12 protein-coding genes are annotated in these 15,481 nt (G+C 46.7%); 5 read left to right on the top strand and 7 right to left on the bottom strand.

The window, feature by feature from the left end; translation table 11 throughout:
- Positions 1–248 precede the first annotated feature (248 nt).
- Together RIG68_RS27275 and RIG68_RS27270 are read left to right on the top strand one after the other, a co-directional pair.
- Complete coding sequence (locus RIG68_RS27275) at positions 249–4,481, top strand: two-component regulator propeller domain-containing protein (protein ID WP_350129986.1); 4,233 nt, start codon at positions 249–251, stop codon at positions 4,479–4,481.
- 171 nt (positions 4,482–4,652) lie between these two features.
- Positions 4,653–5,669 (top strand): aldo/keto reductase, encoded by a 1,017-nt coding sequence (locus RIG68_RS27270; RefSeq protein WP_350129983.1) that lies wholly within the window; start codon positions 4,653–4,655, stop codon positions 5,667–5,669.
- 75 nt (positions 5,670–5,744) lie between these two features.
- On the opposite strand, the gene RIG68_RS27265 is transcribed toward RIG68_RS27270, so the two are convergent.
- The 6 genes from RIG68_RS27265 to RIG68_RS27240 all read right to left on the bottom strand — a co-directional run bounded on the left by RIG68_RS27265 (position 5,745) and on the right by RIG68_RS27240 (position 10,545).
- Positions 5,745–6,719 carry a sugar phosphate isomerase/epimerase family protein gene (locus RIG68_RS27265; protein WP_350129980.1) on the bottom strand — a complete coding sequence of 325 codons (975 nt, stop codon included), beginning with the start codon at positions 6,717–6,719 and terminating at the stop codon, positions 5,745–5,747.
- 244 nt (positions 6,720–6,963) lie between these two features.
- Positions 6,964–7,539, bottom strand: coding sequence for an RNA polymerase sigma factor SigZ (gene sigZ / locus RIG68_RS27260; RefSeq protein WP_350129977.1), 576 nt, complete (start codon positions 7,537–7,539; stop codon positions 6,964–6,966).
- An 81-nt stretch (positions 7,540–7,620) separates the two neighbouring features.
- A complete protein-coding gene (locus RIG68_RS27255; RefSeq protein WP_350129974.1) occupies positions 7,621–8,331 on the bottom strand; it encodes an Rv2686c family ABC transporter permease subunit in 711 nt (236 codons plus the stop codon).
- A 3-nt stretch (positions 8,332–8,334) separates the two neighbouring features.
- Complete coding sequence (locus tag RIG68_RS27250; protein WP_350129972.1) at positions 8,335–9,033, bottom strand: hypothetical protein; 699 nt, start codon at positions 9,031–9,033, stop codon at positions 8,335–8,337.
- Positions 9,030–9,881, bottom strand: coding sequence for an ABC transporter ATP-binding protein (locus RIG68_RS27245; RefSeq protein WP_350129970.1), 852 nt, complete (start codon positions 9,879–9,881; stop codon positions 9,030–9,032). The genes RIG68_RS27250 and RIG68_RS27245 overlap by 4 nt, the downstream gene beginning before the upstream one ends.
- A gap of 4 nt (positions 9,882–9,885) precedes the next feature.
- The gene (locus RIG68_RS27240) at positions 9,886–10,545 is read right to left on the bottom strand and encodes a TetR/AcrR family transcriptional regulator (RefSeq protein WP_350129967.1); all 660 of its coding nucleotides are present in this window, start codon (positions 10,543–10,545) and stop codon (positions 9,886–9,888) included.
- Positions 10,546–10,755: 210 nt separating this feature from the next.
- Between RIG68_RS27240 and RIG68_RS27235 the strand changes: the two genes are divergently transcribed.
- Positions 10,756–11,679, top strand: a complete 924-nt coding sequence (locus tag RIG68_RS27235; RefSeq protein ID WP_350129964.1) for a phosphatase PAP2 family protein — start codon at positions 10,756–10,758, stop codon at positions 11,677–11,679.
- Between the two features lie 119 nt (positions 11,680–11,798).
- On the opposite strand, the gene RIG68_RS27230 is transcribed toward RIG68_RS27235, so the two are convergent.
- A complete protein-coding gene (locus RIG68_RS27230; RefSeq protein ID WP_350129961.1) occupies positions 11,799–14,255 on the bottom strand; it encodes an ABC transporter permease in 2,457 nt (818 codons plus the stop codon).
- A 131-nt stretch (positions 14,256–14,386) separates the two neighbouring features.
- On the opposite strand from RIG68_RS27230, the gene RIG68_RS27225 reads away from it, so the two are divergent.
- Both RIG68_RS27225 and RIG68_RS27220 read left to right on the top strand, forming a co-directional pair.
- Positions 14,387–14,911 carry a DinB family protein gene (locus RIG68_RS27225; protein WP_350129958.1) on the top strand — a complete coding sequence of 175 codons (525 nt, stop codon included), beginning with the start codon at positions 14,387–14,389 and terminating at the stop codon, positions 14,909–14,911.
- A 100-nt stretch (positions 14,912–15,011) separates the two neighbouring features.
- Positions 15,012–15,446, top strand: coding sequence for an SgcJ/EcaC family oxidoreductase (locus RIG68_RS27220; RefSeq protein ID WP_350129955.1), 435 nt, complete (start codon positions 15,012–15,014; stop codon positions 15,444–15,446).
- Positions 15,447–15,481: the final 35 nt, after the last annotated feature.

Below are 15,481 nucleotides of genomic sequence, written 5' to 3'. Positions count from 1 at the left end.
GCATTTTTGTTTCTCTACATTGATACATAATATACTCAATACAAAGTAAACTATTGCATTACCCAAACTTGCCTACACTTCTTTCAAAAGACCACGGTATTTGTAACCTTCTGAAAAAAGCACTTGAAGTGATGCTTTTATTGGGGATATTATAAATGTTTTAAAAAAAGGTGCCTTTATGGGTCTGGATTTTTCCTGATCTTTACAGAGTGGCGAATTTTTCAATAACGATAGCAATATTGAAGAGAATGGGGTGGATAAGGTATTTCGTTTTGATTGCTTTGTGTCAGGTTGCGACCAAATGGGCCAACGCCCAAAACAACTCTGCGCTGACGAGCAATATTAAGTTTGAACAGCTGACTGACGGTCTTTCAGAAAAGTCAGTAACGAGCATCATCCAGGATCAGCATGGCTTCTTGTGGTTTGGAACCCGAAACGGGCTGAATAAATATGATGGAATCGAGTTTAAGGTATATGAGTATATCCATGGAGACAGCACCTCGCTGAGCAGCAGCTTTGTAAACTGCATGGCTGAAGACAAGGAAGGCAATATTTGGGTGGGGACAATGGACGCTGGGCTGAATCTCTACAACAGAAACTCCGACAACTTCACCCGTTTCCAATCCAAATCCAATGACCCGGAGAGCCTCTCTGATAATTGGGTGACTGATCTTTTTATCGATAGCCGTGACAACGTGTGGATTGGCACCGAAGGGGGCGGATTAAATGTGATATATGCTGATTCAAAATCTTTCGAGCATTTTAAGAATGATGCGAAAGACCCCCTCAGTTTAGCCAACAACCATATAAGTGCGATCTATGAAGACAACTATGGCAATATTTGGGTGGCGACGTATGGTGGCGGGCTCGACAGATTTGATATTGGGGGGCAAAGGTTTATTCACCACCGACATGAGCCGGGCAATGTAAAGAGCCTTTCCAGCAATTACCTGAACTCATTTGTGAAAGACAGTGACGGCCAGATTTGGATTGGTACACGAGAAGGTATGAACCGCCTGGTACCAAAAGACAATGGCGTGGAGTTTCAAAGAGTGATGCCCAATATTGTAGATCCAACGGGCCTGGTGCACAACATTGTGCTTAGCATCAGCGAAGACAACTACAACCGGCTTTGGCTTGGAATGGAAAACGGTGGATTGTCGATCTATGACAGACAAACCGGGCAGTTTTCCAATTTTTGGCCCAATCCACTCGACCCAACAAGTGTAGGTGCTAACTCGATTTGGGCAGTTTACAAAGACAATATTGGCACCATGTGGCTGGCTGCCCGCAACAGGGGTTTGAATAAATGGGATCAGTATCAGACAAAGTTCATTCACCATATTTTGCCGCCATCCGGTGGGCATAGCCTGGCCAACAATGACATCATCTGCTTTGTGGAAGACAAGGAAGGCAACCTGTGGATAGGTACCGACGGCGGAGGTCTCAACCATTTTAACAGGAAAACCAATCAGGTAAAAAGCTATGTGCACGACATCAATGACCCCAAAAGCATCGGGAGTAATTCCGTCATTTCTTTAGAGATCGATAGCTACGGAGATCTTTGGGCAGGCACCTGGGAGGGCGGACTCAATAGGTTTGATAAAAAAACAGGCACCTTTCAGCGATTTGAAAGTGATCCAGAAGATGCTTCAAGCATAGGATCCAACTATGTGTTTTCGATTTTTGAAGACAGTCGGCGTAGACTGTGGGTGGGTGCATTCTATGAAGGGCTGGATCTGTTTGATAGGAAGACGGGCAGATTTTTGCATTACGAAGTGAATCCTGATGACCCTGAATCTTTGAGTCACAACAGGGTATTTACGATGTTTGAAGACAGTCGGGATAACATCTGGATTGGAACTGAAGGAGGAGGCCTTTTACAAATGACGTTTGCTGGCGATGGAGAGCCGGTTTTTAAAACCTACACCAACAACCCCAAGGACTCTACCACCCTCAGCAGCAATGTGGTAAACGCTATTTATGAGGACACCAAAGGCACCCTATGGGTCAGCACCTGGGCAGGCCTTAACAAGTTTGACTACGAAAAAGGAACCTTCGAAACTTTTCGAAAAAATGATGGGCTTGCCGATAATGTAGTCAACGGAATTTTGGAAGATGAGCGGGGCAAGTTTTGGATCAGCACCAATCAGGGAATCAGTGAATTCGATCCTGAAAGTAGGAGCTTCAAAAACTATAGCACCGCAGACGGGCTACAGGAGCAGGAGTTTGTGAGGGGCGCCTATTTGAAAAGCCAGTCCGGCGAATTCTTTTTTGGCGGGGTAAATGGTTTTAATTCATTCTATCCGGGAGAGGTAAAGGAGAATCCACACATACCACCCGTGTACATCACCAGCTTTTGGATATACAATGAAGAAGTGAGGCCGGGAGCAAAAGGCTCAGTTTTGGCACAAAACATTATCGATACAAAAGAAATAACACTGACCTATCACCAAAACGAATTTAGCTTTGAATTTGCGGCGCTTAACTATTCTCAGGCATTTAAAAACAGCTACTCTTATATGCTGGAAGGATATGATGAGCACTGGCACGAGGCTGGCACTCAGCGCACTGCCAGCTACACCAAGGTGCCTCACGGCGACTATGTTTTTAGGGTAAAGGCTTCCAATAATGATGGTCTTTGGAATGAAGAAGGGGCTTCGTTGAGAATAATAGTAACACCCCCGTGGTGGGCTACCTGGTGGGCCTATGCTGTGTATGTATGCATTGGGATTGGGCTGCTTCTATGGTATCGACAAGTGCTTATCTACAGAGAAAGACTCAAAAGCGATTTGAGGCTCGAGCACATGGAGCTGACCAAAATGCAAGAGATGGATGCTATGAAGTCCAACTTTTTTGCTAACATCTCTCACGAATTCAGGACCCCGCTCACTTTGATGCTAAGCCCACTAAAGTCGATGTACTCAGGTGCCTTTCGTGGCGACGTAAGGAAACAGTACGGCGTAATGATCAGGAGCGGAGAGAGGTTGCTAAGATTGATCAATCAGCTGCTCGACTTGTCAAAGCTGGGCAGTGGCAGCATGAAGCTGGAAGCGAGCCGAACGGACGTAGTCGAGTTTTTAAAGCCAATCGCAGCGTCTTTTTCGTCTTACGCCACCCAAAAAAAGCTTTCCTATTCCTACAACCATCCGAACGCTCCTCTGGAAGCATATATCGATCATGATAAAGTTGAAAAGATTGTAACGAATCTGCTATCCAACGCCTTCAAGTTTACCAGTGAGGGTGAAATTTCGCTCAATGTGAGCCGAATTTCGATGGAAATGACTGACAGTGAAGCAGGCGGGGAGTTTGTGCAAATCACAGTCAAAGACTGTGGCGTGGGAATTCCAAAGGAACATCTGCAATCAGTTTTTGACAGGTTCTATCAGGCAGATATTGACCATCACGTTGACCAGGAGGGGACTGGCATAGGCCTTTCGCTTACCAGGGAGCTTGTGGAGCTGCACAGGGGCAGGATATCAGTAAAAAGTACGCTTGGTGAGGGCTCGTGCTTCAAAGTGCTCATCCCTATGGGTAAAGCGCATTTGCAGGACAGTGAAATTGTGGAGCCAGAAAAGGTCGGAGCCGTGAGCATCGGTCATGTGGTGGAAGAGTTGGAAGAAAGAGACAAGCAAAGCACTGGAGAGACTGCTATTGTGAAGACCGACCCCAAGGAAGGCAAACCGCTGGTACTGATAGTGGAGGACAATGCAGACTTGCGCACCTACATGAAAGAAAGTCTGGAGCATAGCTATGAGTTTATTGACGCTCCAAATGGCAAAATTGGGTTGGAGAAATGTATAGAGCTGGTGCCGGATCTTATCATTTCTGACATCATGATGCCATTGATGGATGGAGTGGAAATGTGTCATTTGGTAAAAACCGACAGTCGGATAAGTCATGTGCCAGTGATACTGCTCACAGCCAAGGCTGATTTGGAGGATAAACTCACTGGCCTGGAAACAGGGGCCGATGACTACATCACCAAACCTTTCGATTCCAGGTTTTTGGAGATAAGGGTACGCAACCTGATCAAGACGAGGGAGCTGATGAGGGAGCGTTTCATGGGCAGCAGGAAGCTGGTGTTGGAGCCTAAAGAGATTACCATTACTCCTCTGGATGAAGTTTTCATGAAAAAGGTGTTGAAAACCATCGAAGACAATATTGGTGATTCGGAGTTCAGGGTGGAGGATCTGGGTAGAGAGGTGGCCATGAGCAGAATGCACTTTTACCGAAAGGTGAAGGCGCTAACGGGCCAAACAGCCGTTGAGTTTATCCGAACTATTCGATTGAAACGGGCTGCCCAAATGCTTAAGCAGAACCAACTGACCGTTTCGGAAATTACCTACGCCGTGGGCTTCAATGACCTGCAATACTTCAGAAACCGGTTCAAAAAATATTTTGGTGTCAGCCCCTCGGAGTATGCCAGCCAGTTTGCTGGCGACAAGCCTGAGGTTGAGAGCGAGGCTCGTGACTCTTGACCTACTCAACGACTGGCAAAGTCTGCCGGGGGACAGACCATGGAATAGGAACATTCTTGATGAAGGGCTACCACTTTTCGGTACGGCAGTTTACCTTTAACCGAGAGTTTTATACAGAGAAAAGCGTTGTGGCCTCTGGCCATGTTAAAAATATAAACACACTAGATACTTATGGAAATACATGACAAATCAGGATTGACCACTTACCTACCCAGCGAGAGCAGATACAAAACAATGAAGTATCGGCGCTCAGGTAAGAGTGGCATTCTTCTTCCTGAGATTTCGTTGGGCCTATGGCACAATTTCGGCCACAAAGACAATCTGCTCAACGCTCAACTTTTGCTTCGCAAGGCGTTCGATATGGGCATCATTCATTTTGACCTTGCTAATAACTACGGCCCTCCGTTTGGCTCAGCAGAAACCAACTTTGGCCGTATGTATAATGACGACTTCAGGCCCTATCGCCACGAGCTGTTTATTTCCAGCAAGGCTGGGTACGACATGTGGCCTGGCCCTTACGGTAACTTTGGCTCACGTAAATACCTGGTCAATAGCCTTGATCAGAGCCTTAAGCGAATGAACCTCGACTATGTTGATCTGTTCTACCACCACCGGCCTGATCCACATACACCGCTGGAAGAGACCATGGGTGCCCTTGACTTTATTGTTCGCTCGGGAAGAGCCTTATACGTGGGTATATCCAACTACCCTGCGGCGGAAGCCAAAAAAGCCATTGCCATTTTGAAAGACCTTGGCACACCTTGCCTGATTCACCAGGCTCGTTATTCGATGCTCGACCGTTGGGTGGAGGATGGTTTGCTGGATGTGCTGACTGAGGGTGGAGTGGGCTGCATTGCGTTTAGCCCACTGGAGCAGGGCATGCTGAGCAACAAGTACCTGAATGGTATTCCAGCCGATTCGAGGGCAGGGCAGGGCATGACCTACCTGGAAAAGGAAACGGTGGAGAAAAACCTCCCCAAGATCAAAGAACTGAACAAAGTAGCGCAGGAGAGGGGACAGTCATTGTCGCAAATGGCCATTGCCTGGCTGCTTCACAACAAAGCCGTGACGTCGGTACTTGTTGGAGTAAGCAAAATTGAACAACTGGTCGACAATGCCAAGACGTTGGAGAATACTTCGTTCTCTGCGGAAGAGGTGAAGAAAGTGAAAGCAATTTTGACTGCCTAAAACTTGCGAAGCCACTTCCCAACAAGTCTTGGGAAGTGGCTTCTACTCTTTGAATTGCAATAAAATTGGCCTGTATCAGAGTCCCTGGGCAATTGCCTTCACTTTCGCCAACCCTGTCTTACATACTTCAAGGGCATCCTGCGCCCAATATTCTTTATTGAAGACTTCTAAAGACAGAATCAGCGGCCTCTTTGGCGACTGAAATGCCTGAAGTATCTTCTTTGTTGGAGCTAATCCTTCCCCGGGGTAAATCCTGTCTGCGTCTTTCACAACATCCCTCGGAATGTTGGTGTAGTCATTCACATGCAGCACCTGAACTGACAGTGGATTGGCTATTTGCAGCGTGTCGTAGCTGGAACCTCCTTTGTACAAGTGGAAGATATCCAGGTTGATACACGCAGATGCGTGGCCCGACTCTGCAGCCACAAACAATGCCTGGCTGAGCTTGTGAAGGTTTTTGGAATGCCCCCAAATCTCCAGTTGAGGAACAACGCCCGACTGATCTCCCATTTCCAGAATGGTTCGATACCGCTCGGCTGCTTTGTACAAATCGAGGCCCGCCTCGGCCGTGGCACCCGACGGTGGTGCTGCAATACGTTTGCAGCCTAACTGAGCCAGCATATCCATTTCTTTTTTCAACTGCTCCAATCCTTTGCTTCGGGTAGCTTCGTCGTCCACTATCCACTGCGCAAAACCAATGGTATTTTCAACACTGATTCCAAGGTCTTTGATGATTTTGGCCGCTTCTTTGATCGTCCCACCACCATCGAGGTACTTCTGCAGGGTAGGAATCCATATTTCTACAGCCCGGAAGCCGCCTTTGGACGCTGTTTCGAGTTCCTTCACAAAGCCCAGGTTTTGCCCCATGATCGTGGCCATGTTGAGGCAGGGAATGAAGTCGCCTGCGGCACTCTTCAGCATGCCGGTGGCGCTGTCTTCAATGAGAGATGTAGTGGGGCTGCTAAATCCAACGGACGGCAATGCCATGAGGCCGGCGGTGCCGCCAAGATATTTAAGTGCACTGCGGCGGGAGTAAGTAGGTGTTTTCATTTAGCTAATTTAAAATATTTGACGGGATCAGGGTAAGCCGCTTATCTAATTATTCGGGATTTGGCCAAACGCACTGAACATTGACTGAAACCTGATATACCTTAGTTTCAAACAAAAAAGGAGACCTCCCGGCCTCCTTCATTTTCGATATGCTGTCATTTCAGATTAGCAGCATCCTGTAGAGCTACCGCCTCCGCAGCAACCTCCACCACAACAATCGTCTCCCATAATAGTATATGTTTGTTTACATAGAAGAGACGAGGACATGGGGAGAAGGACGCTCCTTGCAGCGACAATTTTTTTGAGGGATCATATCCAGGATATTGCCATACTTGTCGGCTGGAATAGCGCAGCATTCCAAAAACAAGTCTTTCAGGCGAAGCCTGGCTCTCTGCACCCTCGATTTGGCGGCTGTGTAACTAATGCCCTCCTGCTCAGCAAACTGTTTTTGTGGCATCCCCTCAATATCTACTTTTTTAATGGCTTCTTTGTGCTGCGGAGAAAGATTGTGAATAAAAGGTGACATGCATTGGGCAAACGTGGCATTGAATGGATTCTCCTCTTGCTGCAATACGAGGTCGCCAGGCAGCTCGGTGAATTGCTTTTTTGTCCTGAAATGATCCAGCACCGTGTTTCGTGTGATTTGCCACACCCAGCTCACCAGTTTTCCCTCATCTTTCAGTGTATGCCGCCTGGTGTGGATTTTTACAAAGACATCCTGCAACACATCGTCACTTGCCATTTCGTCTTTCAGCGAGTGCCTGATAAATGCTTGTAGCTCTTTATGAAAGGATGTCCAGATGAATTCGGTAGTGTGCATGTCGGTTGTGTTCATTTAATATAGACGATGCAATAGAAAAAAAGACGCTATTCTCTGGTAAATTTTTCAAACAATGTGCACTTAAATAAAGTGTTTTTTCAAAAAGGCTTTTGACACAAAGATCAACAACAACAAGAAATAAGTGGAGCCGATAGTGATAACGCCAACAATCGGCAGACCTGCAGTAACATTGGCTATACTTTGGAAGATCCAGTGCGTAGGGAAGATGCCGAAAGCCGGACTAAAATGTAGGGGGAGAAAAAAAGCTGCCACAGGCACCAGAACGACTATGTTAAAAGCTTTGATGTAAATCAGTCCTTCCATTCTGTTTTTCACAAGCGCATTGATGCCCAAAACATACACTGGCACCACACAAGCTGTTAATAGTGAGATGGTCAGGTTAGCCACCCAGTGGATCGGATAGAAGGGCTGTACCGCCAGCAGACCGACATTTAGCAAAACGGTGAACAGAAAGGGGATAAGCATTCTCGAAAAAAGGTATTGGATATGAGTAAGCGGCACTACGCCATAAAGTCTGGCGACTTCGGTTTCCTTCTCATCAATCAGCACCATGCTGCTAATGAAGCAAAATGTCTGCGTGTTTTCGATTACTCCAATCACCAAAAATACTGGTAAATAGGGGGTAAGAAAGTCATATTTTTCAACGAGGCCTGGTACAAACCAAACAATGAGCACATAAAGTAGAATTGGCAACACCAGAAAGCCACGCAAAGAGGGACTCCTGAAAATGAGCTTAAAATCTGTGACGGCGAGCTTAATAACTGTCTTCATAACTTAGTGGTGGATCAATTTTTTGTTGAACAGGCGGAAAGCCAACAGGTAGAATAGCGGAGGCCAGATGATTACCGGGAGGAACGATAACGCTGTTGGGTGGGTGCTGTCCACCAGTGAATCGGCAATGAGTGAAAGACTTGCCTGCACTGGGAAAATATTAACTATTGAGCCGAGATCAACAGCGCCCAGGTAGTTGAGTACTGGCAAATTGACAAAGACCATGAATACTGGAATAGACAGCATGGCAAAATTGAGAAACTCATCGGCAAAGGTCAGCATGGCAATACCTAATAAAGCGGATAGCACGCAGATGGAAAAAGCCCCGATAGCGTATGAGAGAATATCGAAAGAGAATCCTTTTACTGAAAAGGCGAGCCCAAGAGAACAGACCAGGCCGACAATGGACAGAGAAAGGACTTTTGAAAGAAGGTAGTGATGCAAATTGATAGGCGAAACGAAGATTGCAGGGAGAATTTGGTGCTTTCTTTCGGTGTAAATGGCCAGTGCGATAAAGAAATAGCCTATGACTGACGGGTCGTTGAGCACGAGGAACACGAGTAGCTCGTTCAGACTTCCCCATGATCTCAAGAAATAGAGCACTATCCCATAGACAAGCGTGACGCCAAGGCTAATGCCAATGATGTTGTTTTTTTGCAGCAGAATGAATTGCCATTTGAGCTGCTGGCCGAGTGCTATCATGCTTTCAAAGGTTTTCCGGTTACCTTAATAAAAACCTCTTCCAGGCTTGCCTCCAGGGTGTGAATTTTGTTTACCTCGCCAAGCCTGATGAAGGAAGTAAAGCCAGCATTCTCACCAAGGCCAGCCAGGGGAAATTCCTGCATTTGGCCATCTGCTAGCTGCACTTCCACCGCCTGTTTACCGTACTTTGCTTTCAGCCTTTCGGGTGTGTCGGTGATCCGCAGTTCGCCATCCACAATAAACCCCACCCTGTCACAAAGCTCATCTGCGGTGTGCATGCTATGTGTGGTGATGAAGATGGTTTTTCCAGCCTCTTTCAACCTCATAATATGTTTTCTTATAATCTGCGCATTTACCGGATCGAGGCCGGAGGTGGGCTCGTCAAAGTAGAGGATGTCCGGATCGTGTTGGATCGCTCTGATAAAATTCAGGCGCATTTTCATGCCTTTCGAGTAGGTTTCCACAGCCTTGTCCATGTCCTTCTCAAGGCCTACCATTTCAAACAAATGCAGAAGGTCAGCCGGCTTGTTTTTACGGTAGAAGGAAGCAAACAGAGCCAGGTTCTCTTTTCCTGTAAGCTTCAAATAGTGATTAGGCAGCTCAAAACCCACTCCAATATTCTCGAAGTAGGACTGATCCCAGCTGTTCACGTCTTTGCCGTCTATGATCACCTCACCTTTGTAGCCGTTGAGAGTCTTGTAAAGTATTTTCTGCGCAGTGCTTTTGCCAGCCCCTGACGGGCCGAGAAAACCGAAGATCTCACCTCTCTTTATTTCGAAGCTGAGTTGTTTCAATGTTGGGGTATCGTTACCCGGATACGTGAACTCAAGTTTTTTTACCTCTATCATCGTTTCATCTTTTGTCTAAAGCAGCTTTCAAGATTTCTATGTACTGATCTACAGTTCGGAGCAACACCTCTTCCTTTTTATGAAAAACAGGCAGGCCTTTCTCAATACTTTTTTTCGGGTCAATTTCTCCTAGTGCCAGTAATTGGTCGTTAATAGCAAGACTTGCTTTGTAAAGGAAGAAACCCTGAGTTTTGGCAGGGATATCCCTTCTGAACTTCCCTATTGCTATCTCGCTTTCGACCATTTTTTCAAAGACAGTCACGGTTTGATCTAGCATGTTTTTGTATAGGTGTTGGATAGAAGGAGAGTTGATGTTGTCGACCAGCTTGTGGAGAAAATGGCTTTGCAAAGGATTCTCAAGGTCAAACTTTACACCACGTTCATATAACGCCCGAAAATAGAGCCAAAAGTCGGGGAAGTCGGTTCTTTTCAAATGGCCAATATAGTTTGCCTTCACAGCCGCACCTTCGCCAACCAGAAAGGTAAACAGGTCGAGCTTGTCATTAAAGTACTGGTAAACACTGCCCTTGGCGATTCCAAGCTCCGATACCACAGAAGTCAATGAGGCTTCGTCATAACTGTGAAGGGCAAATTCACGGAGAAAGGCGTCTGTGAACTGCTTTCTCTTATCTGGCTTCAGTTTGTTAAAAGTGGCTTTTGGCATTGTATTGACTAATTATGACCATGCAGTCACAATTGTAGTCAATTATTATGACTAGCCGGTCATTTTTATAGATATTTTTTTCTGTGGTTAGGGTAAGCCGGATTTTTTTGACCTTGCCAGACGAGATCGGAATAGGGGCAACTGCAGATTTTTTTAACCGGGAAGCGTCTTTTCATAAAGTGCCTCGTCTCCAAACAAAAAAACTACACTATGAACCACATTTATTTCTGGAGAACAGGCAGTGCCTTCTTTCTGATGTTGACTATTTCCGTTGCGACGTTGGTTGCTCAGCCGCTCACTGGAGCTGGGAGTGAATTGTACAAAGAAAAACAACCCGACCCGGTTCGGGGTCACTACAAAAGCATTTCGAAATTCGATGCGCAGCCGTCAGAGAGCGGGGAGGAGATCGACCGGTTGAAATATCCGCTGACGGACAAAGACCTACAGCGGGCAAAGAGCCGGAAACCTTATTATCTCACTGAGAATGAAAGTTTTGAAATCAAAGCTTACCCCGCCAACAGCTCTGAACAAACAAGAAAAGAGATAGACTATTTGCTGGCGTTGCAGGAGCAGCGTTTTAAGGAAGACATGGACATCTGTCTTTATATGGCCACTGTTTGGTTCAGTCATTCGTATAAGCCGGGTGACAAAGAATACCCCCGAATGCGACGGAATTTATATTTTATTGGTCGCTCCATCGGTACCTGGTTCACTGCCGATTCGCTTCCGGCTACCACCCAGCTTGTTTCAAATGTATGGGCCGATGCCAGCTTTTATATCTGGAAGTATAAGATAGAATTTGCCAGGATACGGCCCTACAAACTTGAACCAAAATTGAAAAACCTCGAAGAAACCAATTGGCCAGCTTATCCGAGTGGTCATGCTGCCAATTCTTATGTGAATGCCTATCTTTTTTCTGAGCTTGCCCCCGAATTCAAGGATGTGTTTATTAAAGATGCACTGGACATGGCCCATTCAAGAGAAAGGATTGGGGTGCATTACCCAAGTGACTCGGAGGCCTCCAGACTATTGGCTAGACAGCTTGTGAACAAACTTTTTGAATCGGCAGAGTTCAGGGAAGATTTTGCCAAAGCCAAAGAAGAATGGACGAGGGTGAGGGCAAGGAATTTTTAGCGCTTTAGTTTATCCCAATGACAAGAGTGGGAAAGTAAACAGGCAATTGGCGAATTTCAGCGATTCGGAATATGATTTGGCCGTATAGTCACTTTTGCAACTGCTAGCCACCTTCGTAATTACTCAAAACGCAAGCTATTGACAGGGCTTTTGCGGGCTACTTTTATGGCATGGGAAGCTATGGTAAGCAGCGAAATGACTAATGCGAGAAGCCCGGAAATGACGAAAGTCCATAAAGGAAAGCTGGTGTGATAAGCAAAGAACTTCAGCCAGGTAGTCATAACCACCCAGGCAATGGGTGAGGCAAAGACGATGGCAATTGCAATGAGGATAAGAAACTCACGTGACAGCATCATCACAATGTTGGCAACCGATGCCCCTACTACTTTGCGAATGCCAATCTCCTTGGTACGCCGCCGGGTGGTGAAGGTAGCCAGACCAAATAGACCTATACATGAAACGAAAATCGATATAATGGTAGCTGCCCCGATAATCTGGGCAGTATTGAACTCCCAGTCGTAGTAACCGAACACTTCTCTGTCGAGCAAGCTGTAGCGGAATTGCTGGCCAGGGTATTGTTCCTGCCAAACGTTGCTTAGCTCTTGGATGACGGCATCATATTCTTCTTGGCTATTAATGGCAGAAACCTTTACACTTATCGTCCTCGGGTTGCGGTTGGAAGGAATAAATAAAACGGGATTAATAGGGTCTTTCAGTGGCCTGCTATGAAAATCGGCCACTATGCCTACAATCTGGCCTGCTCTGCGCCCTCCCCCAACGCCCAGGTCGCATGCCACACGCTCGCCAAGCGCATCTCCTGGTTTGTCAAAGCCCAACTCACGGACAGCCGACTCGTTGAGAACAAATTCTGTCAGGGAATCCCGGTTATTCACCTCAAAATTTCGGCCGGCGATCATTTTGATCTCAAAGAGGTCTATATAGTGCTCGTCGCCGGACAGCAGCTCAGCCTGAACGGAAGTCTTTTGATCGACAGAAGTCAGGATTACATTTCTATGATCTTTTTCCATAGGAGGGCCCATGTTGCGGCTCGCCATTTCCACAACAGGGCTTTCTTTGACCTTATCATATATTTCCTGACCCTCTACAGCATAGCCGAAACCAGGGAGGTTGAAGTTGATAATGTTGTGCTGATTGACCCCCAGGTCTTGAGTGAGCAAAAAGAAAATTTGCTGGTTGATAACCAATGAACAATTAATTAGCACTATGGAAATGGTGAACTGAATGACTATCAGTACTTTTCTGAAAGAATCCCTTTTTGATTTTACTGGAAGTTTTTGCTTGCCCAGGCCGACAAGTGGCGAGTAGCCCGTAGCCACCAGGGCAGGGTAAAAACCAGCGAGGAGAGAGGTGACAACGGTCAATCCCAACACGCCAAGGCTGGCTGACGGTGTGAGCAGGTCTAGTCCAATTTTTTCCGGAACATAGCTGGCAATTAGCCCCAGGGCCGGTTCCACCAGCAGTAGGGCCAGCAAAACGGCCATACTGGTAAGAAGAAATGTTTCCAACAGAAACTGGATGATTAATGTACTCCTTTGACCTCCAAGCATCCGCCTGATGCCAACTTCTATCGACCCGCTAAACGATTGAGCAGTGGACAGGTTGATGTAATTGATGATCGCCAGCCCAAGAATAAACAGGGCAATGGCATTGAGTGTGTAAAGCAGTGGCAGGCGAGCCTTGCTGGAGTACATGTCTCTGTAGGTCTCGTCGAAATGGATGCCAGCCAGTGGCTGTAGCCTGGCACTTTCGATATTAGCTTCTGTGTGTTGATCAATCAGCGCCGCCAGCTTGTGCTCAAAAGAAGCAGCACTGGCTCCCTTTTTCAATTTCACAAACGTTTGGCTAAACCGATTCGGGGCTTGCCAGCTATTGAGATGGAATCTTCTTCCCAGGCTGGTTTTATTGATCGTCTCAAAGGAAATGAAGTCGTTAAAAATGAAGTCGGTATTTTGCTTCCAGTCTCTTACAACGCCAACTACTGTGGTTCGCAAAGAGTCATTGTAAACAACTTCTCGCCCTAATATTTTACTTGCCGGAATGCCTCCAAAATATCGACGTGCTTTACTCTCTGTTAGTACAAGCTGAAAAGGTTTTTGCAGAGCGCTGTCTTTTTCACCAGCTAACCACTCGTATTGGAAGATATCGAAATAGCTGGGTTGCGTCATGATGATATCCGATACGTCTTCATTAATGTCGGGTAACTCGGATACGATCAATTCCTGGTCTTCGAAGGGAATAGCCACCTTGCCATAGAATGTCATAAACACGGCGACACTTTCTACGCTGTCAAATTCCATGCTGATGATGGCAGCAGCCGGGTAGGGAATGTTGGCTACAGGCTGCACCGCTGCCGATGGCATTTGTAATGAGCTAACTACCCTGAAGATGCGGCTTCTGTCTTTATGAAAGGTGTCATAACTAAGCTCGGCCAGAATAATGAGGTAGGTAAGAAGGCAGGCGGTCACACCAATCACCATTCCTAACAGGTTAATGCCAGTAGTTACTTTGTCTTTACGTAAATGCCGCCAGGCGATGACCAGATTTCTTCCAAGCATTGGTGAGAGGTAAATATTGGCAGGGGCCTTTGCTCAATATAGGTTAAAATTCCTGAAATTTGAGATAAATGATAGCGACGTATTGATTGAAAGGAACCTCGCCTGCACATTTGACAAAACACATTCGGAACATGAAATTTGATCTGGAAAAAGCGATTGAAGTGCTGGAACGCACACCAGGGGTGCTCAATACTTTGTTGGATGGCCTCTCAGCCGACTGGATCTCCACCAATGAAGGAGGGGAGAGTTGGAGTGCCTACGATGTAGTTGGGCACCTGATTCACGGGGAGAAAACGGACTGGATTCCCAGGGCTGAAATTATTCACTCGCCAGGGGCGGATAAGCATTTCCAACCATTTGACCGCTTCGCTCAAATGGGAGAAAGCGGGAAGAAGACGCTGCGGCAGCGTTTGCAGGAGTTCAGCACGCTACGTAGGAGCAATATCGAGCGGCTTCGTGCGATGGGGATTAGCGACGATGACCTTGCTAAAACAGGCATCCATCCGGCTTTTGGTGAGGTAACGCTGGCACAGCTGCTGGCGACCTGGGTCGCTCACGATTTGAATCATATTGGCCAGATTGTGCGAGTAATGGCCAAACAATACAAAGCCGAAGTGGGGCCGTGGGTGGAATACCTGAGGGTTATGCAATCGTAGTGCTCGTCTTCACCGCCGGGCCTTGCGCCGGTAGTTCTTGCCGAGGGAATGGTTTTACAGTTAAATGCTTAAATTGACTTTACTTACCAAATAGAAGACAATGAAAGCTCCTTTGTTAGCCGTTCTATGCGTGTTCCTATTTCAGTTTGCCTCTGGGCAGGCTACTGAAAATGACAAGGCAATCACCAGGCTCATTGATCAATACTCCGAGGCGAGGGAAACCAAAGACACTGTGCTGCTGAAGAACATCCTTACCAAGGATATTGATCAGCTGGTGTCTAACGGCGAATGGCGAATGGGCATTCGGGTGGCCATTGATGGCATGATGCGCAGCTCGACCAGTAATCCCGGCTCCCGCACGCTTACCATTGACAAAATCCGATACCTGGGCTCAGAAAGTGCTATTGCCGATTGTCGTTACGAGATAAAGAACCCTGATGGTTCAGAGCGGAAAATGTGGAGCACATTTGTGGTAGTGAAGCAAAAAGGCAAATGGCGGATTTCAGCAATTAGGAATATGCTGCCAGCCCAGTAGCGCCTTAGTCTGACGCAGCCATTTCTTCTAACTTG

Source organism: Imperialibacter sp. (genome assembly GCF_040222385.1).
Classification (GTDB): Bacteria; Bacteroidota; Bacteroidia; order Cytophagales; family Cyclobacteriaceae; genus Imperialibacter.
The sequence above is the reverse complement of the archived record's forward strand: the minus strand, read 5'-3'. Positions and strand labels throughout refer to the sequence as shown.

Excerpts from the sequence above, each read along its gene's own strand:
- RIG68_RS27250 (WP_350129972.1), bottom strand. The coding sequence starts at position 9,033 with ATGATAGCACTCGGCCAGCAGCTCAAATGGCAATTCATTCTGCTGCAA.
- RIG68_RS27225 (WP_350129958.1), top strand. The coding sequence starts at position 14,387 with ATGAAATTTGATCTGGAAAAAGCGATTGAAGTGCTGGAACGCACACCA.
- sigZ (WP_350129977.1), bottom strand. The coding sequence starts at position 7,539 with ATGCACACTACCGAATTCATCTGGACATCCTTTCATAAAGAGCTACAA.
- RIG68_RS27240 (WP_350129967.1), bottom strand. The coding sequence starts at position 10,545 with ATGCCAAAAGCCACTTTTAACAAACTGAAGCCAGATAAGAGAAAGCAG.
- RIG68_RS27255 (WP_350129974.1), bottom strand. The coding sequence starts at position 8,331 with ATGAAGACAGTTATTAAGCTCGCCGTCACAGATTTTAAGCTCATTTTC.
- RIG68_RS27230 (WP_350129961.1), bottom strand. The coding sequence starts at position 14,255 with ATGCTTGGAAGAAATCTGGTCATCGCCTGGCGGCATTTACGTAAAGAC.
- RIG68_RS27235 (WP_350129964.1), top strand. The coding sequence starts at position 10,756 with ATGAACCACATTTATTTCTGGAGAACAGGCAGTGCCTTCTTTCTGATG.
- RIG68_RS27270 (WP_350129983.1), top strand. The coding sequence starts at position 4,653 with ATGGAAATACATGACAAATCAGGATTGACCACTTACCTACCCAGCGAG.
- RIG68_RS27220 (WP_350129955.1), top strand. The coding sequence starts at position 15,012 with ATGAAAGCTCCTTTGTTAGCCGTTCTATGCGTGTTCCTATTTCAGTTT.
- RIG68_RS27245 (WP_350129970.1), bottom strand. The coding sequence starts at position 9,881 with ATGATAGAGGTAAAAAAACTTGAGTTCACGTATCCGGGTAACGATACC.
- RIG68_RS27265 (WP_350129980.1), bottom strand. The coding sequence starts at position 6,719 with ATGAAAACACCTACTTACTCCCGCCGCAGTGCACTTAAATATCTTGGC.
- RIG68_RS27275 (WP_350129986.1), top strand. The coding sequence starts at position 249 with ATGGGGTGGATAAGGTATTTCGTTTTGATTGCTTTGTGTCAGGTTGCG.